Origin of the sequence: Cellulosimicrobium marinum, assembly GCF_020551945.1 — a bacterium.
In the GTDB taxonomy this organism is placed as follows: domain Bacteria; phylum Actinomycetota; class Actinomycetes; order Actinomycetales; family Cellulomonadaceae; genus Cellulosimicrobium; species Cellulosimicrobium marinum.
In genome coordinates this window covers 178,955-204,858 of sequence record NZ_JAJBZH010000004.1, presented here as the reverse complement: position 1 = coordinate 204,858, position 25,904 = coordinate 178,955, and the positions used below count along the sequence as shown (strand labels likewise).

Sequence of the window (25,904 nt, the reverse complement as noted above, 5' to 3'; positions counted from 1 at the left end):
TCCCTGCGGAAGAATCGGCCGCGTGAAGGTCCTGCGGGTGTCCCACAGCGCCGTCGTGACGCCGTGGCGCGAGCGCGAGCGCGAGCTGCGCCGCGTCGGCGTGGACGTGCGGCTGCTGTCGGCGCGCGTCTGGGACGAGGGTGGTGCGCGGGTGCCGCTGGAGCCGCGGCCTGGCGAGCCCGTCGCGGGCGTCGCGACGGTCGGGAGCCACCCGGCCCTGTTCCTCTACGACCCGCGGCCGCTGTGGCGCGCGCTCGGGGAGCGCTGGGACGTCCTCGACCTCCACGAGGAGCCGTTCGCGCTCGCGACGGCCGAGGTGCTGGCGCTGCGGTGGCTGCGCCGCGTCGTGGACCGGGCGCGTGGGCGCGACGTCGGCCCTGCGGCGCCGTACCTGCTCTACTCGGCGCAGAACCTCGACAAGACCTACTCGTGGCCGTTCCGGGCGTTCGAGGCCCGCGCCCTGCGGGGTGCCGCGGCGGTGAGCGTGTGCAACGACGAGGCGGGGCGGATCGTGCGGCGCAAGGGCGCGCGGGGGATCGTGCGGACGGTGCCCCTCGGGGTGGACCCGCGCGTCTTCCGCCCGGCCGACGCCGGGCCGGACACGAGGTCGGGCGCCGGGTCCCGTGCGCCGGGCCGCGCCGTCGTCGGGTACGTCGGCCGGCTCGCGCAGCACAAGGGCGTCGACCTCGTCGTGGACGCGGTGGCCGCGGACGACCGGCTGGAGCTCGTCGTGGCCGGGGACGGCCCGGACCGCGAGGCGCTGCGGGAGCGGGCGCGGTCGCTCGGCGACCGGGTCCGGTTCGTGGGGTCGCTCGACGACGCCGGGCTCGCGGACCTGTACCGCGGCCTCGACGTGCTCGCCGTGCCGTCGCGCGCGACGCCGGGCTGGGTGGAGCAGTTCGGCCGGGTCGCGGTCGAGGCGATGGCGTGCGGCGTGCCGGTCGTGGCGAGCCGGACGGGTGCCCTGCCCGACGTCGTCGCGGACGCCGGGGTCCTCGTCCCGCCCGACGACGTGGTCGCCCTGCGGGACGCGCTCGTGCGCGTCGGCACGGACACCGCCCTCGCCGGACGGCTGCGCACCGCGGGCCTGCGCCGTGCCGCGGCGTGCTCCTGGGAGCAGGTCGCACGGCAGTACCGGGAGATGTACGAGGAGGTCCTGCGCCCGGGGAGCGCCCCGAGCCACGGACCGGCGGCACCCGACGCCGTCGAGGACCCCGAGGTCGTGCTCGTCGCCTACGGGTCGCCCCACCTCGTCGAGCGCGCGGTCGCGCCGCTCGCGGGGAAGTTCCCGCTCACCGTCGTGGACAACTCGTCCTTGCCCGAGATCCGCGAGATCGTCGAGCTCGCGGGCGGGCGGTACCTCGACCCCGGCCGCAACGGCGGCTTCGCGGCCGGCGTCAACCAGGCGCTCGCGCACCGGCAGGCTCCCGGCCGCGACGTCCTGCTCCTCAACCCCGACGCCGAGGTCGACGCCGACGACGTCCGCCGCCTCGTCCGCACCCTCCACGCCCGGGGGCGCACCGCGAGCGTCGGGCCCGCCCAGGTCGACGGCGACGGGCGTCCCGCGCGCGTCGTCTGGCCGTACCCGTCTCCCCTCGCCACGTGGGTCGAGGCCGTCGGCCTCGGACGCCTGCGCCGCACCCCGCCCGACCGCAGCTTCGTCATCGGCTCGGTCCTGCTCCTGTCCGCCGAGGCGCTCGCCGACGTCGGGACGTTCGACGAGCGCTTCTTCCTCTACGCCGAGGAGTCCGACTGGGCGTACCGGGCGAACCTGCGCGGGTGGCGCCACGTCGTCGACCCCGAGGTTACCGCGCTGCACCTGGGCGGCGCGACCAGCTCCGACCCGCTGCGGCGCGACACGCACTTCTACGCGTCCCAGGAGCACTTCCAGCGCAAGCACTTCGGTGCCGCGGGCTGGGCGGCGGCCCGCGCGGGCGCCGTGGCCGGCGCCGCGGCGCGCGGCGTCCTGGCCCGGGGCGAGACCCGGGCGAGCGCGCGGCGCCGCCTCCGGCTGTACCTCGCCGGACCCGCGGCGGCCGAGCGCCGCTACCGCACGCCGGAGCCGGCGTGATCCGCAGGTCCGCCGCCTGGGTCGTCGGCACGGTCGCCGTCGCCGGCGCCCTCGCCCTGCTCGGGTACCTCGTCCCCGCCTCGACCCCCTTCGCCGTCGCCGGTGCGGCCGCGGTCCTCGTCGTCGGCCTCACCGCGTACGACCAGGCCGCCCTGCCCGTCCTCGCGATGCCCGCGCTCGTCGTCGTGCAGCGCGTCGCCGGCGGGGGCGTCGACCTCACCCTGAGCGACCTCGCGGCCTTCGCCGCGTTCTGGGCGTCCCTCGTCCTCGCGCCCCGCCCCTACTCCGCGGCGATGCGGTCCCTGCTGTGGCTGACCTTCTTCTACCAGGTCACGACGCTCTTCACCGTCATCGCCAACCCCTACCTCGCGAACACCGTCGAGTGGTTCCACGCGTGGCTGTCCACGGGCGGCGCGCTCGTCGTGGGGTGGGCCGTGGGTCGTTCCGGCCGGGCCCGCGTCGGGCTGACCCTCTTCATGATCCCGTGCCTGCTCATCGCTCTGCTCACGTGCGTCGCGTGGGCGCAGAACCTCGCGGCGGGCTACGACGGGCCGGTCTACCTCACGTGGCCCTTCGGGATGCACAAGAACCTCATCGGGTGCGTGCTCGGCATCGCCGCGCTCGTCGCGTACGCGCGTCCCTGGTGGGTGGGGTGGCCGCGCTGGTTCACCTACGCGTCGTTCGCGCTCTGCACGGTCGGCGTCGCGGCGTCCGAGGCGCGGCAGGCGCTCGTCGGCCTCGCGGTCGGCGTCATGCTCATCACGCTGCGCACCGACCCCGACCGCAAGCGGTCCAAGCTCATCCTGCTCGCCGCGATCCCCGCGATCTGGTTCGTGTGGCTCGCCGTGCAGGATCAGCTCTCGTCCGACAACCCGTTCAACTCGGCCAACCAGCGCCTCACCTGGTACCAGCAGGCGCTCGAGGTGTGGCGCTCGAGCCCGTGGTTCGGCGTCGGGCTGCGCTGGTGGACCGCCGGGCGCACCGAGTACACGTTCCAGCCGCCGAACGCGGAGCTCGAGGTGCTGTCCTCGGCGGGCGCCGTCGGCCTGCTCGGATTCCTCGTCCTCTTCGCCGGCAGCGTCGTCGTGCTCTGGCGGATGAACCCGCGGTTCGGCACCCTCGCCCTCACCGTGCTGCTGTCGCGGTTCGTCCAGGGCCAGTTCGACCTGTTCTGGTCGGCGATCGTCGTCACCGTGCCCTTCGCGATCGCCGGGGTCTGCGTCGGGGCCGAGGCCTACGCCCGCTCCCGCGAGGCGTACCGGTCCGGGCTGGTCCCCGACGACCCGGACCGCACCCTCCCGTCCGTCCAGGAGATGGAGACCGCCCGCCGATGAGGATCGTCCAGATCGCCCCGGAGGTCGCCGCGGGAAGCGGCGTCGGCGGAGTCGCGCACCACCTCGAGCAGTCGTTCCGGCGTGCCGGTGTCGCCACCGAGCGCTTCACGCTGGCCGAGGCGCGCGGCACCTGGCTGCCCGAGCCGGGCGCGGGCCTGCGCGGCCGCCTCGCCCTCCTCGCGCGCGTCGTGTGGTTCTCCACCGTGGGCACCGTCCTGGCACGCCGCTTCCTCGCCGCGAGGCCCGGCGCGGTGTCGATCTGCCACAACGACGTGCTCGCGGGCGACGTCTACGTCAACCACGGGATCCTGCGCGTCGCCATGCGTGCGCGCGGCGGCTACGCGTGGCGCATGGTCCGCAACCCCCTCCACCTGTTCACGGCGCTCCGCGACGCGGTGCGCTACCGGGGCCGCACCCATCGTGTGGTCGTCAACCTCACCGAGGGCGAGCGCGAGGCGCTGCGGGCGACGTACCCGCGCCTGCGCGTCCCGGCGGTCGTCGTGGCCAACGGCGTCGACGTCGCACGGTTCGCCCCGCCCTCCGACGTCGACCGCGCCGCCGCCCGCGCGGCGGCCGGCGTGCCCGACGACGCGGTGCACGTCGTGTTCGTCGGGCACGAGTTCTCGCGCAAGGGGCTCGGGCTGCTCCTCGACGCGGCGGCCACCGTCCCCACCGTCCACGTCGGCGTCGTCGGGGGGACGCCCGACATGCTCGCGGACGTCCGGGCGCACGTCGACCGTCTCGGCACGGGCGACCGCGTCCGGCTCGCGGGCCGGGTCGACGACCCGCTGCCCTGGCTGCACGCGGCCGACGCCCTCGCCCTGCCGAGCGCCTACGAGGCCAACGCCCTGGTGGTCCTCGAAGCGCTCGCGTGCGGCGTCCCGGTCGTCGCGACACCGGTCGGCTACGTGCCCGACGTGCTCGACGACGGCCGGAACGGATGGATCGTCGAACGGACGGTCGAGGGGGTCGCCCGCGGGCTCCGCGCCGTCGCGGCCCTCGACCCCGACGCCCGTTCCGCCGTCGCGCGCGCGGCGCGGGAGACCGCCGAGGTCCACGGCTGGGACGCCGTCGCCCGGCGCTACCTCGCGCTCGCGGCGGAGCTCGCCCCGCAGACAGGACGTGCGGCATGAGGGTCCTCCACGCCGTCCGCTCGGACGGGTTCGCGGGCGTCGAGCGGCACGTCGCGCGTCTCGCCCGCGCGCAGTCCGCGCACGGGGACGGCGTCGTCGTCGTGGGCGGCGACCCGGCCGGGATGCGGGCCACCACCGGCGACGCGCCGGTGCGGCTGCTGCCCGCCGCGTCGACCACCGACGTCCTGCGTGCGCTGCTCTCCCACGGGCCGGGGGCCGACGTCGTGCACGTGCACATGACCGCGGCGGAGGTCGCGGCGTCGGTCGCCACCGTGCTGCGTCCGCGCGTCGGGCCCGTCGTGAGCACCCGGCACTTCGCCCGCCCCCGCGGCACCGGGCGGTTCGGCCCCGCCGTCGCCGCCGTGGCCCGCCGGCCCGTCGTCGCGCAGGTCGCCATCAGCCGGTTCGTCGCCGACTCCGTGGACGGACCGAGCGTCGTCGTGCCCCCGGGGGTCGAGGACCGCGGCCCGGCCCCGCGCGCCGCCGAGCGCGAGCGGGTCGCGCTCCTCGCGCAGCGGCTCGAGCCGGAGAAGGGCACCGACGTCGCCCTGCGTGCGTTCGCCGCGTCCGGCCTGGCCGACGCCGGGTGGCACCTCGACGTGGCGGGGGACGGCGCGCTGCGCACGGAACTCGAGGCGCTCGCCGCGGGTCTCGGCATCGGGACGGCCGTGCGGTTCCTCGGACGTCGCGGCGACGTCGACGCGCTCATGGCGCGCGCCGCGCTGCTCCTCGCGCCGTGCGCCGTCGAGGGGCTGGGCCTGAGCGTCCTGGAGGCGATGTCGAGCGGCCTGCCCGTCGTCGCGGCCCGCGCGGGCGGGCACGTCGAGCTGCTCGACGGGCTCGACGACGCCGCGCTCCACGACCCCACGGACCCCGCGGCGGCCGCCGCCGCGCTGGCCGCGCTCGCCGCCGCGCCCGACCGTCGCGACGCCCTCGCCGACGCGGCACGCCGCCGCCAGGTCGACCGCTACACGCCGGACGCGTGGGTGGCCGGGACGGCAGCGGTCTACCGTCGCGCGCTGGAGGCCCGGTGACCGACCTCGTGCTGCTGTCTCTGGAGGCGTGGGACGCCGTCTGGCGCCGCAACCAGTACCTCGTCGCCGAGATGCTGCGGGCCGACCCGGACCTGCGCGTCCTGTTCGTCGAGCCCGCCGCGGACCCGTTGTTCCAGGCCAGCCGACGGCGCGCGCCCCGACCGGGCCGTGGCCTGCGGCGAGGACCCGCGCTCGACGGCGTGGGCGCGGACCGGCTGTGGCTGTTCGAGCCCACGAAGGGCCTGCCCCGCAGGCTGGACCCGCGCGTCGACGAGCGGCTCGCCCGCGCCACGCGGGCCGCCGCGCGCCGGCTCCGCATGACCGACCCGGTGCTGTGGGTGAACGACCCGGCGGGTGCACGCATGCTCCCGGCCACCGGGTGGCCCGCGCTCTACGACGTCACCGACGACTGGCTCGCCGCCGAGCGCACCCCGGACGAGCACGCCCGCCTCGTCGCCGACGAGGGCCTCCTGCTCGACCGCTGCGCCGAGGTGGTGGTCTGCTCGCCCGGGCTCGTCACCACCAAGGGCGCGGTGCGCGACGTCGTGCTCGTCACCAACGGGGTGGACGTGGAGCGGTACCGCACGCCGCTCCCCCGGCCCGCCGACCTCCCCGCGGGACGCACGGCCGTCTACGTGGGGACGGTGCACCCGGACCGGTTCGACCTCCCGCTCCTCGACCGCACGGCGCGGGAGGCCGACGGCGCGGGGTCGGTGGTGCTCGTCGGCCCGGTCGTCGACGTCGACCGGACCGTGCTCGCAGGGTTCGCCGACGCGGGCGTCACGGTCCTCGGCAGCCGGCCGCGCGACGTCGTGCCCGCGTACCTCCAGCACGCGGACGTGCTCCTCGTGCCGCACGTGCGCACCCCGTTCACGGAGAGCCTCGACCCGATCAAGGCGTACGAGTACCTGGCCGTGGGACGCCCGGTCGTCTCCACCCCGGTCGCCGGGTTCCGGGACCTCGGCCTGTCCCACGTGCACGTGGCCGCGCCGGACGACTTCCCCGCGGCGGTCCGCGCCCTGCTCCGCGCCCCCGGCGCCACGGCGGACGCGGGCGACGTCCCCACCTGGCGCGGTCAGGCGGCTCTCATGGCCGACGTCGTCGCGCGGGTCGCGCGGCACGGCGCCACACCGCGCTGACCGTCCGGGCCGTGCCCGCCACGGAGAAGCGCTCCTGGACGTCCGCCCACGCGCGCGCGGCCCGCTCCTCGGCGCCCTCGGGGTCGTCCAAGAGCCGGCCGACCGCGGCGGCGAGGGCGTCCACGTCGCCCGGGGGGACGAGGAGCCCGTGGGCGTCCGGTCCGCGCCCGACGATCTCGGGCACGCCGCCGGCGTCGGTCGCGACGACGGGCACGCCCCGGGCCATCGCCTCGACGACCACCTGCCCGAACGGCTCGGGCACCGGCGAGGCGTGCACGGCGACGCTCGCACCGTCGAGCTCGGCGGCCGGGTCGGTGACGTGGCCCGTCCACGTGAACCGCGACGCCACGCCGAGCGCGTGCGCCTCCGCACGGACCGCGGCCTCGTAGTCCTCCTCGCCGAACGTGCTCGCCCCGACGACCCGGAACGTCGCGTCCGGGTGGTGGCGGAGCACGTGCGGTGCGGCACGCACGAGCTCGCGCTGGCCCTTCGTCGGGCTCACGCGCCCGACGAGCACGACGACGGGAGGCCCGTCGGGGCGAGGTCGGGGCCGTGGTCGCACCTGCTCCGGCCCCAGCCCGGGGTACGCGACGACCGAGTCCCGTGGCAGGGTCGCCGCCGTGGCGCGCGAGTTCGTCACCAGCGCGCGCGGCAGCCACGACGCCGCCCGCACGAGCACGAGGAGCGGGCGGGGCAGGTAGTCGCCGGACACGCGGTCGTGCACGTGCCACACGAGCGGCGTCCCCGCGAGGGCCGCCGGCAGCAGCGCGAGGAGGTCCGCCTTGAGGGACGTCGTGTGCACGACGTCGGGGCGCGCCGCGCGGATCTCGGCGGCAAGCGTGCGCTGGAACCGCAGGACCGTCACCACCCGGCGGACGACGCCGCCGCGCGCCGAGCCCAGCTCCGCCCGGGAGGCCCGGGCGACCCGGGCGTCGAGCGGCACGACCCGGGTCGGCACGCCCTGCCCGCGCAGGCGGTCGACGAGCGGGCCGTCGGCGAAGAGGACGCAGCGGACGGACACCGACGCGTCGAGCGCACCGCAGAGCCGCTCGAGCGCGAGCTCGGCCCCGCCCGGCTCGGCCGTGTGGTCGAGGACGAGGACGCGCAGCGGGCCGGTCTCGGTCCCGCTCACCATCGGAAGGGTCGGCGGCGGATCCCGGCGTCGTCGTTCTCGGCCTCGTCGTCGGGCTCGGCCTCCGAGGCGGGGACCTTCGCCCAGCGGGGCTCGAGGCGGACCGCGGACCGGGCGACCGACGAGCCCTGCTCCGCGGCGGAGGTCTCCTTGCCCGGCTTCGTGGCCCGCGCCTCCGTCGAGCTCTCCGACGCGGGGCGCTGCGCGCCAGGTTCGCTCGCGAGCCGCTTGGCCCGGGCACCCCCACGGGTCGCCCGGCTCGGCACCGTGCCCTCGGTCGCCGCCGTGCCCTCGGACGCCGCCGTGGCCTCGGCGTCCCCGCTCTCGGCCTTCGCAGCGTCCGTGCCCGGCTCCTGCGCCGCCGCGTCCCCCGGGCCGGCGGTGAGCGGCGCGTCGGTGCCGTACGACGTGGCGTAGTGCATCCGGCGGACGCCCTTGACGCCCGCCAGCGCGATCCCGGCGAGCGGGACGTGGTTCACGCGGAGCCGCTCGGCGGCCTCCTGCAGCACGGCGCGGTCCGTCCGTTCGAGCGACGCGACGAGCACGACCCCGTTGGCGTACCCGCCGAGGATCGTGGCGTCGGCGGCCGCGAGCACGGGCGGCGCGTCGACCACGACGATCGCGCCCTCGGCACGGAGGTCGTCGAGCATCGCGCGGACACCGGCCGTCGCGAGGAAGTCCGCGGGGTCCATCTCCTCGTCCTGGACGGGCATGAGCCGCAGGTTGGGGATCGTCGTCGGCCGCAGCGCGTCCGGCGCGCCGCTCCACGACTCGGGCGCCGGGAGGAGCTCGGCGAGCTGGGGGCGCCGCAGGTCGCCGCAGACCGCGATGGTCGGCCGACCGCTCAGCGCGAACGACGCCGCGAGGTTCGCCGTGATGAACGCGCGCGGCGCGTGCGGGTCCGCGGCGGTCACCACGACCACGGCGTCCGGGGCGTCCTCCAGGGAGACCCGGACCGCGGTGCGCAGCTCGCGCACGGACTCCGTGAACGGGGACGCGTGGCGGCTCGACACCGGGAGGTTCCCCGTCCGGCGGAAGTCCTTGTCCGCGCCCCGGACGTCGTACAGCTCGGCCAGCACGGGCGTCTCGGCGAGCGTCGCCGCCTCGCCCGGACCACGCACGCGCAGGTCCAGGCCGCGGCGCGCGAACGCGAGCCCGACACCCGCCACCAGGCCGGTGAGCACCGCGATGGCGAGGACGAGCAGGGCGGGCATGCCGAGCGGCACCGCCGAGGTCGCCGGATCGACCAGCACGGCCGGGCTGACGATCGACTCGAAGGTGCTCCGCAGCGCGGAGATCGACTGGTACTGGCCGACGATGGTGTCCCGCTCCGCGAGCGCGAGCGGGTCGTCGGCGTCGCGGGCCAGGACGCGCTGGATCTCGTCGAGCTGGCCCCGCAGCGCCTCGCGCCGTTCGTCGAGCGCGGCGACCTGGCCGTCGAGCACGGTGGGCAGGTGGGCGATGTACGACTGCGCGACGGCGTTCGCCCGCGCCACGGCCTCCTCGGGCGTCCCCGCCTGGGCGATGACGGACATCGTCAGGGTGTCGGCGACGTAGAAGCCGCTCACGGAGCTCGCGAGGGTGCGCGGGTCCATGCCTCCGAGCGCCTCGGCAGCAGGCTCGATGACGGCAACGGCGCGCACGATCTCCGGGTCCGTGTCGACCGTCACCGACGACGCCTGCTGGTTCTCTCCCGGCACCGACTCCGCCGCGACGACCTGGACGCCGGCCGTGGCCTCGTAGACCGTCTCCTGACGCTCGACGTAGAACACCGCGCCCGCGACGACGACGAGCACCGCGGCGAGCACGTAGTACTTGCCTTCCCAGACGGTCCGGAGGAACTCCCTGAGGGTCATCGACCACCGCCTGCGTCGGGCTCACGGGACACCACCGGGTCGAGGAGTCCGCTCACCACCTCGCGCAGGCGCGCGACGAAACGCTCCTGGCCGAATCCGGCGACGTGGGCCCTCACCGCGCCATCATCCCACGCACGCGCGTGCGCGGCCTCGACGGCGCCCGCGATCGCGTCGGCGCGGGGGGCGTCGAAGAAGATCCCCGTCCGGTCCTCGACGACCGTGTCGAGGTAGCCGCCGTCGCGCAGCACGACGCTCGGCCGCCCGAACGCGCCCGCCTCGAGCGGGGAGAGGCCGTAGTCCTCGTACGACGCCGCGACGAGCGCGGAGGTGTGCCCGTACAGCCAGCGCAGGGTCGCGTCGTCGACCCGGCCGAGCAGGCGCACGAGCCCGGGGCGGGACCGCGTGGCGAGCTCGTCGAGCCGGGCGCGGTCGGGCCCGTCGCCGACGACGACGAGCGTGCGGCCCGTGGCCTGGGCGGCGCCGATCACCGCGTCCACGTTCTTGTACGGCAGGAGCCGCGCGACGCACAGCAGGAACCCGGGCTCGAGGCCCGGCACGGCGCGCTCCTCGCCCACGGGGAGCATCGCGGGCGGAGGTGGCAGCACCTCGGCCTCGATGCCGTAGGCGTCGCGCACCGCGCGCTGCGTCACGGTCGAGTTCGCGAGGTACACGTCGGCCCGCGCGGCAGCGGCGGCGTCCCACCGGCGCAGCCCCGGGGCGAGGACGCCGAGCGCGGTGGCGACCGCGCGCCGTCGGGCACGCTCCACGACACGCCCGTCGTCGGCGCCCAGGTAGCGGTCGCGCTGGTAGAGCCAGCGCGCCGGGGCGTGGCAGTACACCACCGTGCTGCGCGCGCCCCGGTACCCGTGGGCCCAGCCCGTCGACGACGCGAGCAGCACGTCCGCGTCGACGCGCTGCCGGTCGACGGCCCGGGCGAGGAGCGGCAGCGCGAGCCGGTGGTGGCGCCGCAGCAGGTCGACGCGGTCGATCCCGGACGTGCGCAGGTCGAGGTCCGCGAACTCCGGGAAGGTCCCCGCGGCGTCGTACAGGGTCGTGTACATCGGCGAGCCGGGAAAGGCCTGCGCGAGCATGAGCGCGACACGCTCCGCCCCGCCCCGCTGGGTGGCGTAGTCGTGCGCGAGCGCGACACCGTCCGTCATGCGTGCCCCTCCCTGGCGAAGCAGGTTCCAGGGTAGGCGCCCGTCAGGGCCCGGACCGGGGGGACGAAGGGACGTCACCCGGGTGAAAACGGACGGTCAGGCGCGCGTGTGGAACTTCCCCTGCGCCGCGAGCAGGCCGTCCGTGAGGACCGTCTCGACCGCGTCGGCAGCGTCGTCGAGGAGGAAGGGGAGCTCCTTCGCCTCGGTCCCGGAGAAGTTCTTCAGCACGAAGTCGGCGGTGTCCATGCGGCCGGGCGGGCGGCCGACGCCGCCGCGCACGCGGACGTAGTCGCGCGTCCCGAGCGCCTTCGTGATGTCGCGCAGGCCGTTGTGCCCGCCCTCACCCCCGCCGATCTTCAGCTTCACCGCGCCGAACGGGATGTCGACCTCGTCGTGCACCACGACGACGTGGTCGGGGTCCACGCCGAAGTACGTCGCCAGCCCCGCGACGGGGCCGCCGGAGACGTTCATGTAGGTGCTCGGCTTCGCCAGGACGACGCGCGGCCCGGGACGCCCGCCCGGCAGCGTGCCGATCCGCCCCTCGCCGACGACCGCCTGGGCGCGCGGGTGCCGGGAGAACCGGACGCCGGCCCGCCCCGCGAGGACGTCGAGGACCATGTGGCCCAGGTTGTGGCGGTTCGCGGCATACCGGTCCCCGGGGTTGCCGAGCCCGACGACGAGCCAGGGCTGGTCGGTCATGTCACCTCGTCCTTCGCACGGTCTCGGGCGCGCGAACGCCCGGCACCGTCACGGTACCGGGCGTCCGGCAGGTCGCGTCGCGGCCGGTCGCCGCGACGCGGAGGATCACTCCGCGGCGGCCTCGGCCGGGGCTTCCTCGGCCTCCTCGGCGGCCTCGTCCTCGGGCAGCTCCTCCGCCTGCGGCACCGAGACGGTGACGACGACGAGCTCCGGGTCGGCGGTGAGGGTCGCGCCCTTCGGCAGCGTCACCTCGCCGGCCGTGACCGAGGAGCCGGCCTCGAGGCCCTCGATGGAGACCTCGACGGTCTCCGGCAGGTGCGTGGCCTCGGCCTCGATGGCGAGGGTCTGGAGGTCGACGAGGTGGATCGTGCCGGGGGCCGACTCGCCCACGACGTGCACGGGGACGTCGACGGCGACCTTCTCGCCCTTCTTCACGATGAGCAGGTCGACGTGCTCGATGATGCCGCGGACCGGGTCGCGCTGGACGTCCTTGGCGATCGCGAGCTGGCCCTTGCCGTCGAGCTGGATGGAGAACAGCGCGTTCGAGTGCTTGAGCGCCATCATCGTCTCGTGGCCCGGGAGCGTCACGTGGACGGGGTCGCTGCCGTGCCCGTAGAGGACGGCGGGGATCTTGTCGGCGCGGCGGATGCGGCGGGCGGCACCCTTGCCGAACTCGGTGCGGGCCTCGGCTGCGAGCTTGATCTCGGACACGTGGATCACTCCTGAAGACTGTTGCGGGCCGGCCGCCAGTGGGGAGCGGTCGGCTGTCCGGACGGTGAGAGGGCCTCCCGGACGGCGGCTGCGTCGGCGCGGGACGTGTGACGGACGCGCGCAGGAGGACGACCGCCCAGTCGATAACGGAGATCCAACAGGTCTGGCTGACTCCACCCGGTCCGCGCCCACGGGTGCTCCCGTGGTTCCGCGTTCACCGGCCGTCAGACGTCCCTCGCCGAGGCAACCTGACTACTGTACCCGGGCCGGGGCCCGGGGCGAAACCTGCTCGCCCGCCTGCCGGGACGCTCGCCGGGGCGCTCAGGACGTCGCCGCTGCCGTGGCCGCGACCGTCGCGCCGACGAGGACCGCCGCGCTGATCTCGTCCACGTACGCGCGCACCGCCTCGCTCGCCCACGCGCCCTGCGCGACCTCCTTCGCCCGGCGGTCCACGGCACGACGCCGCGCGGCCGTCCACGCGTACCCGGCGTCGGTGCCGTCCGGCGCGCCCCGCACGCCGCCCGCCGCGAGGACCCGGCCCGCCTGGCCCGTCGCGGACAGGACCGCGACGAGCCCGACCGTCCGCTGGTCCGGGGCGCCGCCGTCGACCAGCACGCGCCAGAGCTCGCCCCGGACGGCGTCCTCGTGCCGGGAGTCCGCGGCGGGCCACCGCGTCGTCGGGAAGATGGCGAGCACGCGGCCGTCCTCGCGCCGCAGGAACCCGCGCTCCGCGAGCGACGCCACCGCGCGCGCCGCGGGCTTCAGCCGGGCGATCGGCGCGACGAGCGCCTTCGGCCTCGAACCCTCCTTCGCCCGCACGACGTCGAGCGTCTCGTCGAGCAGGGCGTCACCCGTCGAGGTCGAGTCGCGCACGACGATGCGCCCCACCCGACCACCGTCGCCGTCACCCGCGAGGTCCGCACGACCGAGCAGCGCGAGCTCGACCAGCAGCGCACCCGCGGCGACCTGCTCGCGGTACGAGGCGTCGACGACCGCCTTGCCCGTCTCGTCGTCCAGCGTCAGCAGGAGGTAGTCCTCGAGGATGAGCATGCCGTCCACGCTAGGACGAACCCCTGCGCCGGACCCGTGCCGTATGTCACGACCGCGCCCGTGTCCCGGCTCGCGCGGGTACCCGGAATTCACCCCCGTGACCGCGGGCGCCGGGCCTCGTGCGGTGGGACGCTCGACATGGACCGACGCCTCACGACGTGGTTCGAGGGCCGCTCTCACCCGACGGGAGCCGACATGCGACGACGCACCGGGGCCGAGAGACCTCTCCGACCGGCCCGCAGACCGCTCCTCGTGGTGCTGGTCGCGCTGGTGCTCGCGTCCGCGCCAGTCGCCGCCTCGGGGACGACCCGCTCCTCGGCCGTCCGATCCGCGATCGGCGACGTCTGCGTCGAGGCGCAGCGGCTGATCGACGAGTCCCACCCTCGTCGGGCGATCCGTCTGATCGTCGTGGAACGTGGCTCTCGGTCGACGACGACGACCACCACCACGACCGATCCGCCCCCGGCCACGGGGTCGTCGCCCCAGACCACGACCACCACGACGACCATCGGCACGGACGTGTGCGCGCCTCAGCTCGTGCTCGCACGATCCGCGCGGGAGGGGGCGCGGTCGATCACGCGGGCGGCCCGCCTGCGGGTCGACCACGCGGTCGCGACGGGGCGCGAACCTCCCTGGGACGCGGCGCTCTCGGCGGCGGACCGCGCGCTCGCGCTCGATGCGGACTCGCGTGCCGCCGCCACGCTGCGTTCCGAGGCCGAGGAAGGTCTGGAGACCGGTGCCGAGCGTGTCCAGGCCCGGTGGTCCGACTTCGTGGAGTCGACGCTCTCCCCGGCGGTCGCACCGGTCGTGGCGCTCCTCACGACGTTCCTCGCGCTGCTCGTCGTGGCCCGTGCGCTCACACCGTCGACCCTGTCCTGGCCACGACTCACCCCGCAGCTACGCGTCCTGTTCCTTGCCCTCGGACCAGCCACTCTCGCCGTCGCGGCGGTCGGGCTCACCTGGGGCAACCTCGTCACCCCCACCGACGTCCCGCCGCGGTTCTTCGGGGTCACCCTGGCCACCGCCCTCGTCCTGGTCTTCGCGACCGTGGGTGCGCTCTTCTTCGTCCGCAGGGCCTCTCGTGCGTGGCGTGTCGCCCGCGTCGGCACGTCCGCCCTCGCGGTGGTGGGCATCCTGCTGGTCGTCCCGTTCCGGACGTCGGGGCACCTGTCGTCGGGATTCGTGCTCGCCGGCGCGGCGCTCGTGCCGCTGGGCATCCTCCTCACGACCACCGCCCTCGCCACCGGGCTGCGGGTCGCCGTCGTCGTCGGGTCGACCGACACGGCCAGCGAGGCGTCCGGCCGGGTGCTCGCCTACTTGCGCGAGCTCGCCGCGGACCCCCCGGCGGGCCTCGAAGTGCCGCGAGGGACGGATGTGGACGCCCTCAAGGGCGGTGCCCTGGCGTCCCTGCCCGACAACCCGGTGCTCCGCACCTTGACCTCGATCGTGCAGGGTCTCCTCGGCACCACCCCCTGGCGTGTCCTCGTCGACGAGAACGGCACGAAGTCGGTGGCGGTCGTCGTGACGCGGAACGGGCGCACCGCGGGGACCGCGGTCGTGGAGCGTGACGTCCTGCTGCGCGTCGCGACGGACGCCGGGGCTGCGCCGGAGTCTGCCGAGGTTCTCGACACCGTCGACCTCCACAAGGCGGTGGCCGCGCTGGTCGTCACGACCCTCGCACGCCACCACCCCGGTTTCGACGGCCTGTGCGGCACGACGGACTGGCGCGCGCTCGCGCTGTACCACGTCGCGACGTCCGACTGTCGGCGCCACCCTGCGCTCCGGTGCGCGCTGCTCGCACGGGCCCTCGACCTCGACCCGGGCAGCTGGCCCGCCCAGCTCGCCTACCGCAGCACCGTCGAACGCCGGAGCACCGACCCGGCGGTCCTGGGTGCCTACCGGAAGTGGCTGACGCTGCTCCTCGACGGTGGTGAGCGGGCCGCCTACGAGGGCGCGGAGGACCTGGACGACGTGCATCCCGTGCTCGGACCCGGGAACCCCGCCTTCGCGCCCCTGCGGCTGCGCGCCCTCTACGCTCGTGCATGCCTCGCGATCAACGAGCAGTTCGCCGCCGGCCGGGATGTCACGACCTTCGGGGCCGACGCGGTGGACGACGTCGTCCGGCTCGTCACGGCACTCAACGCGGAACCCGGTCAGCAGCCGACAGGCGTCGGAGAACCAGGGCACGCCCTGCTCCTGGACACCCTGCGTGCCGCGGCGCTCCCCGCCCGCTCGCTGGCCGCCGACGCCGTCCAGCACGCCCGGGACGCCGTCCGCCGATCGGGGCTCTCACCCGATGCGGTGGAGCTCTGTGCGCGGCGCATCCGTTCCGAGCTCGCCCCGGTGCACACGGCCGTCGGCCCCGACCTGCCCGCCGGGCCGGACCTCGCCGCACTGCACCCCCTGTCGCGGACCGTGCTCGAGAGCGTGACCCGGCGTGCGGCTGGGTGGGGACCTGCAGGACGATCCGCCGTCCGACGGGACGTTCTGCGGGTGCTCGAGCTGAGCCTGCGACACGTGCCCGTGCTCCGGGTGCCGTCACCGGTGGAGCTCAGCCCGACGGCGCACTACAACCGCGCCTGCTTCCACGCGACCAAGGCGCAGCCGGACCCTGTCCGGGCCGCGGAGCACCTCCGTCTTGCCGTCGCTTCTCCGGACTTGGCCGAGTGGGAGCCCGACGACCCCCAGCTGCGCACGTTCCGGAAGACGCCGGAGTACGTGGCACTGTCCCGGCGCCCTCCGCGCGACGACCTGCTCGACGTCGGCGCGTTCGACGGCCTCCGGGAGAGGCTCGGGACCGTCGGGGTCCGCGACGCCGTCGGTCTGCTGACGCTGGCACCGGCCGCCCTGGTCGACGTCGCGGGCGTCTCCGGCGCGCGAGCGCTCGCACTGCGCGACGTCGCACGGCTGCACGCGACGGCCGACAGGACGGCCGAGGCCGCCATACCCTTCGTCTGGCCCGACGGGACGGCCGTCCTGACGGTCGAGCTCGTGGACGCATTGTGGCGCCGTGGTCGTACCATGCGCGCGACCCTCGGACCTCTGCGGGACGACGAGGTGGCCGCGCTGTCCCGGGCGATCGCGACGGACGTGCTGGCACGGGTCGACAGCGCGCTCACGGCCGACGAGGTCTCCCTGTTCGCCCGCGTGTGGCTGCTCACCGTGCGGGACGACGACGCGTGAGCGGCACCTCGTCCGCGCCTCCGCGGAGCCGCCCGCCGCGGCGGGTCAGCTGTTGCCGTCGAACAGCGAGGTGACCGACCCGTCGTCGAACACCTCGCGGATCGCGCGCGCGACGAGCGGCGCGATGGACAGCACGGTGAGCTGGGGGAACCGCTTCTCCGCGGCGATGGGCAGCGTGTCGGTGATGACGACCTCGCTCGCCCCGCACTCGGAGAGGCGCTGCGCCGCCGGGTCGGACAGCACGCCGTGCGTCGCCGCGACGACGACGGACTTCGCGCCCGCCGCGAGGACCACGCGCACGGCCTCGGCGATGGTGCCGCCGGTGTCGATGAGGTCGTCGACGAGCACGCAGTCGCGCCCCTCGACCTCGCCGACGACGCGGTTCGCGACGGCCTGGTTGGGGCGCGTGATGTCACGCGTCTTGTGGACGAAGGCGAGCGGCCCGCCACCGAGCTTCGCGGCCCACTGCTCCGCGACGCGGATGCGGCCCGCGTCCGGGGAGACCACGGTGACGTTCGACGTGTCGACGCGCGTGCGCACGTAGTCCGTGAGGATCGGCATGGCCCACAGGTGGTCCACCGGGCCGTCGAAGAAGCCCTGCGTCTGCGCGGCGTGCAGGTCCACGCTCATGAGGCGGTCCGCGCCGGCGGCGGTGAACAGGTCCGTCATGAGGCGGGCCGAGATCGGCTCGCGGCCCCGGTGCTTCTTGTCCTGGCGGGCGTACCCGTAGAACGGCTGCACGACGGTGATCGTGCGGGCCGAGGCGCGCTTCGCGGCGTCGACCATGAGCAGCTGCTCCATGATCCACTGGTTGATCGGCGCGGTGTGGCTCTGCAGGACGAAGACGTCCGCGCCGCGGACCGACTCCCCGAACCGGACGTAGATCTCCCCGTTCGCGAAGTCGTACGCGGTGGTGGGGAGCAGGTCGATGCCCAGCTCGCGGGCGACGTCGGTGGCGAGCTCGGGGTGCGCGCGCCCCGAGACGAGGACGAGGGACTTGTCCCCGTTTCCGGCGATCGTGCTGCTCATGCGGTGCTTTCCTTCGGTGTCCGGGCGGGGCGGGTCGGTCGGGAGTCGTAGGGGGCAGTCTGCCGGTTCAGTCCGTGGTGCGCGCGCTGCGCATCGCGTCGAGCGTGCTCTCGAGGTCCGGGCCGGGCGGGGGCGGGCTGGGCCGGTCGGCGGTCGCCGCGGCCGAGTGGTCGGCGAGCTGGGCCTGCGCCTGCGCGCCCACGACCGGGGTCTCGGGGTCCGTCGCGCGCGCGGCCGCCGCGGCCCGCGCCGCGGCGGTCCCGGCCCGGCGGCGCTCCACCCAGCCGTCGATGTTGCGCTGCTGGCCGCCGCTCACGCCGAGCGCGCCCGCGGGCACATCGCGCCGGATCACGGAGCCTGCCGCGGTGTACGCGCCGTCGCCCACCGTCACCGGGGCGACGAACATGTTGTCCGCGCCCGTGCGCGCGTGCGAGCCGATCACCGTGCGGTGCTTGTGCACGCCGTCGTAGTTCACCGTGACCGACGCGGCACCGACGTTCGTGTGGTCGCCGATCGTCGCGTCCCCCACGTAGGACAGGTGCGGGATCTTCGACCCCTCGCCGATCTCCGCGTTCTTCGTCTCCACGAACGTGCCGATCTTGCCCTGCGCGCCGAGCACCGTGCCCGGGCGCAGGTAGGCGAACGGTCCGACGCTCGTCCCCGCGCCGAGCACCGCGAGGCTGCCGTGGGTGCGCGTCACCGTCGCGCCGGGGCCCACCTCGGTGTCCGTGAGCGTCGTGTCCGGGCCGATCGTCGCGCCCTCGGCGACGACCGTGGCGCCGTGGAGCTGCGTGCCCGGCAGGAGGGTCACGTCGCGCGCGAGCTCGACGTCGACGTCCACCCACGTCGTGGCCGGGTCGACCACCGTGACGCCCTCGCGCATCCAGTCCTCGAGGACCCGGCGGTTCAGCTCGGCGCGCAGCGTCGCGAGCTGGACGCGGTCGTTGACGCCCTCGACCACCGTCGGGTCGTCGGACAGCAGCGCACGCACGGTGTCGCCCTCGGCGCGGGCCGCCGCGACGACGTCCGTGAGGTACACCTCGCCCTGGGCGTTGTCGCGCCCCAGGGTGCCGAGACCCCGGCGCAGCACCGCGGCGTCGAACACGTAGATCGACGCGTTGATCTCGCGGATCGCCCGCTCGTCGGCCGACGCGTCCTTGTGCTCCACGATGCGCTGCACGTCCCCGGCGGCGTCGCGCACCACGCGGCCGTAGCCGGTCGCGTCCGCGAGCTCGGTCGTGAGCATCGTCACCGCGTTGCCGTCCGCGACGTGCGCGGCGAGGAGCTGGGCGAGCGTGCCGCCGTCCAGGAGCGGGGTGTCGCCCGCGGTGACCACCACGGGCCCCTCCAGCCCGTCACCGAGACCGCGGCCCTCCGCGCCGTCGGGCACGCCGTCGACCACGGCCTGCGCGTGCAGCTTCGCGTCGAGCGCTGCGAGCGCGCACTGCACGGCCCGCCCCGTCCCCGGGACCTCGTCCTGGTCGACGACGAGCACGCCGGCGTCGACGCTCTGCGCGTGCTCCGCGACCCGGTCGCGCTCGTGCCGCACGACGACGGCGAGCAGCTCGGGGTCGAGCGACCGGGCGGCGACGAGCACGTGACCGAGCAGGCTGCGGCCCGCGATCGTGTGCAGCATCTTCGGGGTGGACGACTTCATCCGCGTACCCTCGCCGGCGGCGAGGACGATCACGGCAGCGGGAGCGACGGTCGTGTCGGTACCCAGCCGAGCTTCCATGGGTGTTCCCCTCGGGTTCGATGGCACGTGCTCCGCCCCCAGGACTCGAACCTGGACCAAGGGCACCAAAAACCCTTGTGCTGCCGATTACACCAAGGCGGACCGGACCCCGGGCGCGCGACGGGCGCCGGGTACGGCCCCCTCTGCCGCGGCAGGTGCGTCCAGGGACAGTCTGCCAGGTCGGCGGTCGTGCCCGACGCCGCGAGCGCCCGACTCGTGACGTTCCGCACCGCGCACCGGGCGTGGGCCGCGCCACACCCGTCCCGGGCCCGCGCACGACGGCACGGCATGATGGACCCGTGGCCGACACCCGACGCACCCCCCGTTCCCGCATGACCGCGAGCCAACGGCGCGAGCAGCTCCTCGCCGTCAGCCGCGGCCTGTTCGCGGAGAAGGGGTTCGAGGGGACGAGCGTCGAGGAGATCGCGGCGCGCGCCGAGGTGTCCAAGCCCGTCGTGTACGAGCACTTCGGCGGCAAGGAGGGCATCTACGCCGTCGTCGTCGACCGCGAGGTGCAGGCGCTCACCGCGGCGCTGTCGGGCGCGCTCGACGAGGGCGGGCACCCGAAGGTGCTGCTGGAGCGCACCGCCCTCGCCCTGCTGTCGTACATCGAGGCGTCCGAGGACGGGTTCCGCATCCTCGTGCGCGACTCCCCCGTCGCGCAGGCCACCGGCACGTTCTCCAGCCTCATCGGCGACGTCGCGACGCAGGTGGAGCACCTCCTCGCCGACCAGTTCAAGTCGCGGGGCCTCGACCCGAAGGTCGCGCCGATCTACGCGCAGATGCTCGTGGGGATGGTCGCGCTCACCGGGCAGTACTGGCTCGACGCCCGCTCCCCGAAGAAGACCGAGGTCGCCGCGCACCTCGTCAACCTCGCGTGGAACGGCCTCGCCGACATGGAGAAGCGCCCCCGCCTCATCACCACGACGAAGCCGACCTGACCGCCACGACTCGTGACGAATGTCCCGGGCGCCCCCGGACCGACGGTGGTTCCCTGGACCCATGGCGACCCTCGAGATCGACGGCCTCACCAAGTCCTACGGTGACGTCCGCGCGCTGCGCGGCACGTCCTTCGACGTGCGCGCCGGCGAGATCTTCGGCTTCGTCGGCTCCAACGGCGCCGGGAAGACGACGACCATGCGGATCGTGCTCGGCGTCCTCGCGGCCGACGCGGGCGAGGTGCGGTGGGACGGCCGCCCCCTCGACCACGACGCGCGCCGCCGCATCGGCTACATGCCCGAGGAACGCGGCCTCTACCCCCGCATGCGTGTCGGCGACCAGCTCACCTACCTCGCCCGCCTGCACGGCCTCGACGCCGCCGCGGCCCGCGAGGCGACCGCGCGGTGGACCCGCACCCTCGGCGTCGACGCGCGCGTCGCCGACGAGGTGCAGAAGCTGTCGCTCGGCAACCAGCAACGCGTCCAGCTCGCCGCCGCGCTCACCCACGACCCCGACCTCCTCGTGCTCGACGAACCGTTCTCCGGGCTCGACCCCGTCGCCGTCGACGTCATGAGCGGGGTCCTGCGCGACCGCGCCGACGCCGGCGTCCCCGTCGTCTTCTCCTCCCACCAGCTCGACCTCGTCGAACGCCTCTGCGACCGGGTCGGCATCATCAAGGACGGCGCGATGGTCGAGGTCGGCACCATCGACGAGCTGCGCAGCACCGACACCGAGCGGTGGGTCGTCGACGGCCCACCCGGCGCGTCGTGGATCGGGGCGGTGCCCGACGCGCGGGCCGTCGTCCTCGAGGGGTCGCGCACCGTCGTCGAGCTCACCCCCGACGCCGCCCACGACGGGTCGCCCGGGCGCGAGCAGGCCGTCCTGCGCGCCGCGCTCGCCGCCGGGCCCGTGCGGGAGTTCGCCCGCCAGCGCCCCTCCCTCACCGAGCTGTACCGGGACGTCGTGAGCTCGCCCGCCGACGACGCGCAGACCACCACGGGCCAGGAGGTCCCCGCATGACCACGACCCGACCCCGCACCGAGACCCCCGCCGCGACCGCCACCGGCGGCTCCCTCTCCTCCTGGGGCGCGATCCGCCTCGTCGCCGGGCGCGAGATCATGACCCGCCTGCGGTCCCGCTCCTTCGTCTGGCTCACCGTCCTGCTCGTCGTCGTCGTCGTGCTCGGCGGGTTCGTGCTCAACCTCGCGACGTCCTCCGGACCCACCGCGCAGCGCGTCGGCCTCACCACCTCCACCGCCCCGCTCGCCGAGAGCATCACCGCCACCGGCGACGCGCTCGGGACGCAGATCGAGACCGTCGACGTCACCGACGACGCCGCCGGCGAGCAGCAGGTGCGCGACGGCGACCTCGACGCCGTCGTCACCGGCACCCCCGACGACTGGACCGTCGTCGTCGACACCGGCCTCGGGGACGCCCTCGCCCCCGTCTTCACCACGCTCGCCCAGCAGACCGCCCTCGCCGACGCCGTCACCGCGCTCGGCGGCGACCCCGCCCAGGTCGCCGGCGACGTCGCCACCGCCGCGCCCTCCGTGCGGACCGTCGGCGAACCCAGCGAGTTCGACCCCGCCCGCTACGTCACCGGGCTCGTCACCGGCATCCTGCTGTTCATGGCCATCATGATCAGCGGCCAGCTCATCGCCCAGGGCGTCGTCGAGGAGAAGACGAGCCGCGTCGTCGAGCTCCTGCTCGCCAGCGTGCGCCCCTGGCACCTCATGGCCGGCAAGGTGCTCGGCATCGGGCTCGTCGGGCTCGGGCAGGTCGCGCTCGTCGTCGCCGCGGGCGTCGGGACGGCGCTCGGGCTCGGCCTCGTCGACACGTCGACCATCGACCTCGGCACCGCCGCCGTGTGGGCGCTCGTGTGGTTCGTCGTCGGCTTCGTCTCCTACGCCCTGCTCATGGCCGCGCTCGGCGCGCTCGTCTCCCGGCAGGAGGACGTCGGCGCCGTCACCACCCCCGTCACGTTCCTCATGGTCGTGCCGTACGTCGTCGGCGTGTCCGTCGCGCCGTGGGCGCCCGACAACCCCCTCGTCGTCTGGTTGTCGTACGTGCCGCTGTGCTCGCCGCTCCTCATGCCGGTGCGCATCGCGCTCGGCAGCGCCGAGACGTGGGAGGTGCTCCTCGCGCTCGGCCTGTCCGTCGCCGTCGTCCCCGTGCTCGTGTGGCTCGCCGCGAGGATCTACTCCAACGCCGTGCTCCGCACCGGTGCCCGCGTCCGGCTCAAGGACGCCCTGCGCACCGCCTGACGCCGAGGGAGTACCCCGGTCCCGCGAGGTACTGCCTCACGTGGCGTGATGGACCGTCAAGAGTCTTGACGTCGAGACATATCGAGTACCCTCGCGTCATGGAGCAGCACCCCGGCGGCGAGCGCGCGGACGAGGTCGACCGCATCGTCGCCGCGTGGCAGCACGAGCGGCCCGACCTCGAGCTCGAGCCGCTCACCGTGTTCTCGCGCGTCGACCGTCTCGCCCGCCACCTCGACCGGGCCCGCCGGACCGCGTTCGCGCGGGGGCACCTGGAGACGTGGGAGTTCGACGTGCTGTCCGCGCTGCGGCGCGCCGGGGCCCCGTACCGGCTCTCGCCGGGCGCGCTGGTCACGCAGACCCTCGTCACGAGCGGCACGATGACGAACCGGATCGACCGGCTCGAGGCCCGCGGGCTCGTGGTGCGCCGTCGCTCCCCCGACGACCGGCGAGGCGTGCTGGTCGAACTCACCGCCGAGGGGCTGGAGCGCGTCGACACCGCGATGACCGACCTGCTCGCCGTGGAGGCCCGCATCCTCGACGCCCTCGCCCCCGGCGAACGTCCCGCGCTCGCCGCGCTGCTGCGCACCGTCGTCGGTCAGTTCGACGACTGAGCCACCCCCAGGCCGCGCTCGCGCGCCAGGAGGACGGCCGCGGTGCGGTCGCGCAGGCCGAGCTTCGCGAGGACGGTTGCCACGACGTTCCGCACGGTCTTCTCGGCGAGGGACAACGAGCGGGCGATCTCCCGGTTGGACCGCCCCACGGCGACGAGCTCCAGCACCTGCGTCTCCCGCCGCGTGAGGCCGGGGAACAGGTCCGCGGGCGACGTCGGCGGTGTCGTCGCCCCGTGCACGACGCGGCGGCCCACCCTCGCACCGAACACCGTGGACCCGGCGGCGACCGTGCGGATCGCGAGCACGATCTCCTCGCGCCGGGCGTCCTTGAGCAGGTAGCCGCGTGCGCCCGCGCGGAGGGCGCCGAGCACCGCGTCGTCCGAGTCCGACATGGTGAGCACGAGCGTCGCGACGTCGGGGAAGCGCGCCGAGATCTGCGCCACCGCGGTCGTGCCGTCCGTGCCCGGCATCGCGAGGTCGGTCAGGGCGACGTCGGGCCGCAGGCGCGCGACCAGGGCGACCAGCTCGGCGCCGTCCGCCGCCTCGCCCACCACCTCGACCTCCTCGACGGCGTCCAGCGCGGCCCGGAGCCCGAAGCGGAACATGGGGTGGTCGTCGGCGAGGACCACCCGGACCGGGCCGCTCACGCGTCCGCCCCGGTCAGCTGGTCCCGCGCCGTGAGCTGCTCCCGACGGCTCGGCGCGTGGTGCGCCGGACCGTCTTCCGTCAGCGGGACGCGGAGCGTGACGACGGTCCCGCCCGGCCCTGCCGCGATCGACAGCGCGCCGCCCAGGTCCTCGGCTCGCGCTCGCATCGAGCGCAGGCCGACCCCCGGCCGCGCGTCGTCCGGCAGGCCGCACCCGTCGTCCGCGACGCTCGCGACGAGTGTCGACCCCTCGACCCGGACGTGCACGACGACGGAGCGGGCCGCGGCGTGGCGTCGCGCGTTCGCCACGGCCTCCGTGACCACACGGAACACGGCGTCCTCCAGGACGGCGGGCAGCGGCGGCAGCGCACCCGCACGGACCGTGACGGGCACCGGCAGCGACGTCGACAGCCGACGCCGCAGCGCCGTCGACAGGTCCGCGTGGACCAGGTCGAGCGGTCGCAGGTCGTCGATGATGCGCCGCACCTCGCCGACGGACCGGTCCACCTCCTCCCCGAGCACCGCGACGAGGTCGGCGGCACGGTCGACCGCGCCCGCGGCCAGCGCGTCCGCGAGCGCGTCCAGGCCCAGGCGCAGCCCGGTGAGGGACGGCCCGAGACCGTCGTGCAGGTCCTGCCGCAGCCGCTCGCGCGCGACGCGCGACGCACCGAGGACGGCGTCGCGCTGCGCCTCGAGCTCCGCGGCGAGCGCGGTCCCGCGGACGACGAGCGCGACCGTGCCCGCCATCGCGGTGAGCGCCGCACGGTCGGCACGGGTGTACCGCTCGCCCGGTCGGCGCGCTGCGAGCTCGAGCGACCCGAGCACGTCACCGGCGACCACGAGGTCGGCCGTCAGGCACGGCTCGTCCTCCTGCCAGGCGTCGGCGCTGCCCACCTGTGCCGCGACCGCGCCGTCCGGGTCCCGGACGCGGGCCGCCGGGGCGAGGAACGCCACCGCGACCTCGGCCAGCGCCGCGTCGAGCGGGACCTCCTCCCCGGCGTCCGCCACCGCGGCCCGCAGGCCCGTGGCCGCACGCACGGGGTCCGCGCGCGTGCCGTACACGAACCGGTCCACGAGCCGGCGCAGGCGCGCGTGCACGGGGAGGAGCGCGAGCGCGACGACACCCACCACGACCACCTGCAGGCCCGTCGCGCCCGGGCGCGTCCCGGCGAGCGCCGTCGTCACCCCGTACGCGGCCGCGACCGCGGCCGCGAGCGCCACCGCGGTGAGGACCCGCGGCGCCGCGGTGCGGACGTCGAGCAGCCGGTACCGCACGACCCCGACCCCGACGGCGAACGGGAGCCCGAGCAGCGCGGCCGCCTGCGCGGCCTGCGCGGCGGGCGACCCGCCGAGGGCCATCGTCACGACGAGCACGACGACCGCGACGAGCAGCCACGCGAGCTGCTGACGCTCCGGGTACCGGGCGCGCACGAGGCGCACGACGCACACCCCCCACGCGCCGACGACGCCGGCCCCGTAGAGCACGACGGGGACCGCGAGGTACCACCCCAGGGCCGTGGACGACCCCGGGTCGCCGAACGCCCACGTCCACGCGGGGTCGACCTGCGCCCGCCACCACTGCGCCTGCAGCAGCACGGCACCGGTCACCGCGAGCCCCGCCACGACCAGGGGCGCACGCCCCACGACGCGCCCGGACGGGTACCAGACGGGGAGCAGCGCGAGGACGAGGTACAGCGCCAGGCCCGCGAGGAGGTCGACCGTACGGCCGCCGGCCGTCGACGACCACGACGCCCAGCCCGCCCGCTCCACCGCGTCGCCCGCCACCCCGAGCTGCGTCACGAGGCCGACCGACGCGAGGAGCGGACCGAGCGCGTTGCCCGGCCGCACGAGCGCCAGGTACGCCCCGGCGGCGAACCACGCGGCCGCGACCGTCGCCAGGACCACCGCGGGGACCGTCGTCGTCCACGGCGCTCCTGCGGCGGCCTGGACGGTGAGCTCGGCGCTCGCGGCCACGACGGTGAGCGCGGCCGCCGCGACGGACGCGACGCCCACGACCGCCCGGCGGACCCGCATGTCCTCAGTGTGGCGGGCCGGGGCGCGGTGCGGTAGCGGGACGCGGGCTGCCGGGCCGGGCGGTCCGCCCGCCCGTCCGGGACGGCCGCCCGGCCGACCGGGCGCGGACGACCCCGGGGCGGGCGAGACGCCCGGGACCGTGCG

Annotated in this window: 20 protein-coding genes and 1 tRNA gene; 10 read left to right on the top strand and 11 right to left on the bottom strand. The window is 75.7% G+C overall.

Features of this window, described 5'->3' with window-relative positions:
- Window positions 1–22: 22 nt before the first annotated feature.
- From LGQ04_RS10785 to LGQ04_RS10765, 5 genes are read left to right on the top strand one after another with little or no spacing between them, the layout of a single operon-like run.
- Window positions 23–2,071, top strand: a complete 2,049-nt coding sequence (locus tag LGQ04_RS10785) for a glycosyltransferase (protein WP_229243705.1) — start codon at window positions 23–25, stop codon at window positions 2,069–2,071.
- Complete coding sequence (locus tag LGQ04_RS17755; protein WP_229243704.1) at window positions 2,068–3,405, top strand: O-antigen ligase family protein; 1,338 nt, start codon at window positions 2,068–2,070, stop codon at window positions 3,403–3,405. Before LGQ04_RS10785 ends, LGQ04_RS17755 begins: the two co-directional genes overlap by 4 nt.
- Window positions 3,402–4,538, top strand: coding sequence for a glycosyltransferase family 4 protein (locus tag LGQ04_RS10775; RefSeq protein ID WP_229243703.1), 1,137 nt, complete (start codon window positions 3,402–3,404; stop codon window positions 4,536–4,538). The genes LGQ04_RS17755 and LGQ04_RS10775 overlap by 4 nt, the downstream gene beginning before the upstream one ends.
- The gene (locus LGQ04_RS10770; RefSeq protein WP_229243702.1) at window positions 4,535–5,572 is read left to right on the top strand and encodes a glycosyltransferase family 4 protein; all 1,038 of its coding nucleotides are present in this window, start codon (window positions 4,535–4,537) and stop codon (window positions 5,570–5,572) included. The genes LGQ04_RS10775 and LGQ04_RS10770 overlap by 4 nt, the downstream gene beginning before the upstream one ends.
- The gene (locus LGQ04_RS10765) at window positions 5,569–6,711 is read left to right on the top strand and encodes a glycosyltransferase (protein WP_229243701.1); all 1,143 of its coding nucleotides are present in this window, start codon (window positions 5,569–5,571) and stop codon (window positions 6,709–6,711) included. The genes LGQ04_RS10770 and LGQ04_RS10765 overlap by 4 nt, the downstream gene beginning before the upstream one ends.
- Here the strand turns inward: LGQ04_RS10765 and LGQ04_RS10760 are convergent.
- From LGQ04_RS10760 to LGQ04_RS10735, 6 genes are all read right to left on the bottom strand, one after another.
- Window positions 6,659–7,843 (bottom strand): glycosyltransferase family 4 protein, encoded by a 1,185-nt coding sequence (locus LGQ04_RS10760; RefSeq protein ID WP_229243700.1) that lies wholly within the window; start codon window positions 7,841–7,843, stop codon window positions 6,659–6,661. The two genes, LGQ04_RS10765 and LGQ04_RS10760, sit on opposite strands and share 53 nt — an antisense overlap.
- The gene (locus LGQ04_RS10755; protein ID WP_229243699.1) at window positions 7,840–9,699 is read right to left on the bottom strand and encodes a Wzz/FepE/Etk N-terminal domain-containing protein; all 1,860 of its coding nucleotides are present in this window, start codon (window positions 9,697–9,699) and stop codon (window positions 7,840–7,842) included. Before LGQ04_RS10755 ends, LGQ04_RS10760 begins: the two co-directional genes overlap by 4 nt.
- Window positions 9,696–10,859 carry a glycosyltransferase gene (locus LGQ04_RS10750; RefSeq protein ID WP_229243698.1) on the bottom strand — a complete coding sequence of 388 codons (1,164 nt, stop codon included), beginning with the start codon at window positions 10,857–10,859 and terminating at the stop codon, window positions 9,696–9,698. The genes LGQ04_RS10755 and LGQ04_RS10750 overlap by 4 nt, the downstream gene beginning before the upstream one ends.
- Window positions 10,860–10,955: 96 nt before the next feature.
- Window positions 10,956–11,558 (bottom strand): aminoacyl-tRNA hydrolase, encoded by a 603-nt coding sequence (pth, locus tag LGQ04_RS10745; RefSeq protein WP_229243697.1) that lies wholly within the window; start codon window positions 11,556–11,558, stop codon window positions 10,956–10,958.
- A gap of 105 nt (window positions 11,559–11,663) precedes the next feature.
- On the bottom strand, window positions 11,664–12,269 hold the full coding sequence (locus tag LGQ04_RS10740; RefSeq protein WP_229243922.1) for a 50S ribosomal protein L25/general stress protein Ctc: 606 nt from the start codon (window positions 12,267–12,269) through the stop codon (window positions 11,664–11,666).
- A gap of 321 nt (window positions 12,270–12,590) precedes the next feature.
- The gene (locus tag LGQ04_RS10735) at window positions 12,591–13,319 is read right to left on the bottom strand and encodes a GOLPH3/VPS74 family protein (RefSeq protein ID WP_229243696.1); all 729 of its coding nucleotides are present in this window, start codon (window positions 13,317–13,319) and stop codon (window positions 12,591–12,593) included.
- 252 nt (window positions 13,320–13,571) lie between these two features.
- On the opposite strand from LGQ04_RS10735, the gene LGQ04_RS10730 reads away from it, so the two are divergent.
- The gene (locus tag LGQ04_RS10730) at window positions 13,572–16,502 is read left to right on the top strand and encodes a hypothetical protein (RefSeq protein WP_229243695.1); all 2,931 of its coding nucleotides are present in this window, start codon (window positions 13,572–13,574) and stop codon (window positions 16,500–16,502) included.
- 45 nt (window positions 16,503–16,547) lie between these two features.
- Here the strand turns inward: LGQ04_RS10730 and LGQ04_RS10725 are convergent, their stop codons facing one another.
- The 3 genes from LGQ04_RS10725 to LGQ04_RS10715 all read right to left on the bottom strand — a co-directional run bounded on the left by LGQ04_RS10725 (window position 16,548) and on the right by LGQ04_RS10715 (window position 19,368).
- Complete coding sequence (locus tag LGQ04_RS10725) at window positions 16,548–17,531, bottom strand: ribose-phosphate diphosphokinase (protein ID WP_229243694.1); 984 nt, start codon at window positions 17,529–17,531, stop codon at window positions 16,548–16,550.
- Window positions 17,532–17,598: 67 nt separating this feature from the next.
- On the bottom strand, window positions 17,599–19,266 hold the full coding sequence (glmU, locus tag LGQ04_RS10720; RefSeq protein WP_229243693.1) for a bifunctional UDP-N-acetylglucosamine diphosphorylase/glucosamine-1-phosphate N-acetyltransferase GlmU: 1,668 nt from the start codon (window positions 19,264–19,266) through the stop codon (window positions 17,599–17,601).
- A 30-nt stretch (window positions 19,267–19,296) separates the two neighbouring features.
- Window positions 19,297–19,368, bottom strand: a tRNA-Gln gene (locus LGQ04_RS10715).
- A gap of 230 nt (window positions 19,369–19,598) precedes the next feature.
- Here LGQ04_RS10715 and LGQ04_RS10710 point away from each other — a divergent pair.
- The 4 genes from LGQ04_RS10710 (at window position 19,599) to LGQ04_RS10695 (ending at window position 23,080) form a co-directional block, all read left to right on the top strand.
- Entirely contained in the window at window positions 19,599–20,207 is a 609-nt protein-coding gene (locus LGQ04_RS10710) for a TetR/AcrR family transcriptional regulator (protein WP_229243921.1), read from the top strand.
- A 61-nt stretch (window positions 20,208–20,268) separates the two neighbouring features.
- On the top strand, window positions 20,269–21,225 hold the full coding sequence (locus tag LGQ04_RS10705) for an ABC transporter ATP-binding protein (RefSeq protein ID WP_229243692.1): 957 nt from the start codon (window positions 20,269–20,271) through the stop codon (window positions 21,223–21,225).
- On the top strand, window positions 21,222–22,469 hold the full coding sequence (locus tag LGQ04_RS10700; RefSeq protein WP_229243691.1) for an ABC transporter permease: 1,248 nt from the start codon (window positions 21,222–21,224) through the stop codon (window positions 22,467–22,469). The genes LGQ04_RS10705 and LGQ04_RS10700 overlap by 4 nt, the downstream gene beginning before the upstream one ends.
- A 98-nt stretch (window positions 22,470–22,567) precedes the next feature.
- On the top strand, window positions 22,568–23,080 hold the full coding sequence (locus tag LGQ04_RS10695; RefSeq protein ID WP_229243690.1) for a MarR family winged helix-turn-helix transcriptional regulator: 513 nt from the start codon (window positions 22,568–22,570) through the stop codon (window positions 23,078–23,080).
- Here LGQ04_RS10695 and LGQ04_RS17750 read toward each other — a convergent pair.
- Both LGQ04_RS17750 and LGQ04_RS10685 read right to left on the bottom strand, forming a co-directional pair.
- Window positions 23,065–23,727 carry a response regulator gene (locus tag LGQ04_RS17750; RefSeq protein ID WP_229243689.1) on the bottom strand — a complete coding sequence of 221 codons (663 nt, stop codon included), beginning with the start codon at window positions 23,725–23,727 and terminating at the stop codon, window positions 23,065–23,067. The genes LGQ04_RS10695 and LGQ04_RS17750 overlap by 16 nt on opposite strands.
- Window positions 23,724–25,760: a sensor histidine kinase gene (locus LGQ04_RS10685; RefSeq protein ID WP_229243688.1), complete on the bottom strand. Its 2,037-nt coding sequence runs from the start codon at window positions 25,758–25,760 to the stop codon at window positions 23,724–23,726. The genes LGQ04_RS17750 and LGQ04_RS10685 overlap by 4 nt, the downstream gene beginning before the upstream one ends.
- Between the last annotated feature and the right edge of the window lie 144 nt (window positions 25,761–25,904).

What these genes read in the sequence shown, in the direction of transcription:
- LGQ04_RS10775 (WP_229243703.1), top strand. Translation starts at nt 3,402, where the DNA reads ATGAGGATCGTCCAGATCGCCCCGGAGGTCGCCGCGGGAAGCGGCGTC.
- LGQ04_RS10770 (WP_229243702.1), top strand. Translation starts at nt 4,535, where the DNA reads ATGAGGGTCCTCCACGCCGTCCGCTCGGACGGGTTCGCGGGCGTCGAG.
- LGQ04_RS10755 (WP_229243699.1), bottom strand. Translation starts at nt 9,699, where the DNA reads ATGACCCTCAGGGAGTTCCTCCGGACCGTCTGGGAAGGCAAGTACTAC.
- LGQ04_RS10750 (WP_229243698.1), bottom strand. Translation starts at nt 10,859, where the DNA reads ATGACGGACGGTGTCGCGCTCGCGCACGACTACGCCACCCAGCGGGGC.
- pth (WP_229243697.1), bottom strand. Translation starts at nt 11,558, where the DNA reads ATGACCGACCAGCCCTGGCTCGTCGTCGGGCTCGGCAACCCCGGGGAC.
- LGQ04_RS10735 (WP_229243696.1), bottom strand. Translation starts at nt 13,319, where the DNA reads ATGCTCATCCTCGAGGACTACCTCCTGCTGACGCTGGACGACGAGACG.
- LGQ04_RS10725 (WP_229243694.1), bottom strand. Translation starts at nt 17,531, where the DNA reads ATGAGCAGCACGATCGCCGGAAACGGGGACAAGTCCCTCGTCCTCGTC.
- glmU (WP_229243693.1), bottom strand. Translation starts at nt 19,266, where the DNA reads ATGGAAGCTCGGCTGGGTACCGACACGACCGTCGCTCCCGCTGCCGTG.
- LGQ04_RS10710 (WP_229243921.1), top strand. Translation starts at nt 19,599, where the DNA reads ATGACCGCGAGCCAACGGCGCGAGCAGCTCCTCGCCGTCAGCCGCGGC.
- LGQ04_RS10705 (WP_229243692.1), top strand. Translation starts at nt 20,269, where the DNA reads ATGGCGACCCTCGAGATCGACGGCCTCACCAAGTCCTACGGTGACGTC.
- LGQ04_RS10700 (WP_229243691.1), top strand. Translation starts at nt 21,222, where the DNA reads ATGACCACGACCCGACCCCGCACCGAGACCCCCGCCGCGACCGCCACC.
- LGQ04_RS10695 (WP_229243690.1), top strand. Translation starts at nt 22,568, where the DNA reads ATGGAGCAGCACCCCGGCGGCGAGCGCGCGGACGAGGTCGACCGCATC.
- LGQ04_RS10685 (WP_229243688.1), bottom strand. Translation starts at nt 25,760, where the DNA reads ATGCGGGTCCGCCGGGCGGTCGTGGGCGTCGCGTCCGTCGCGGCGGCC.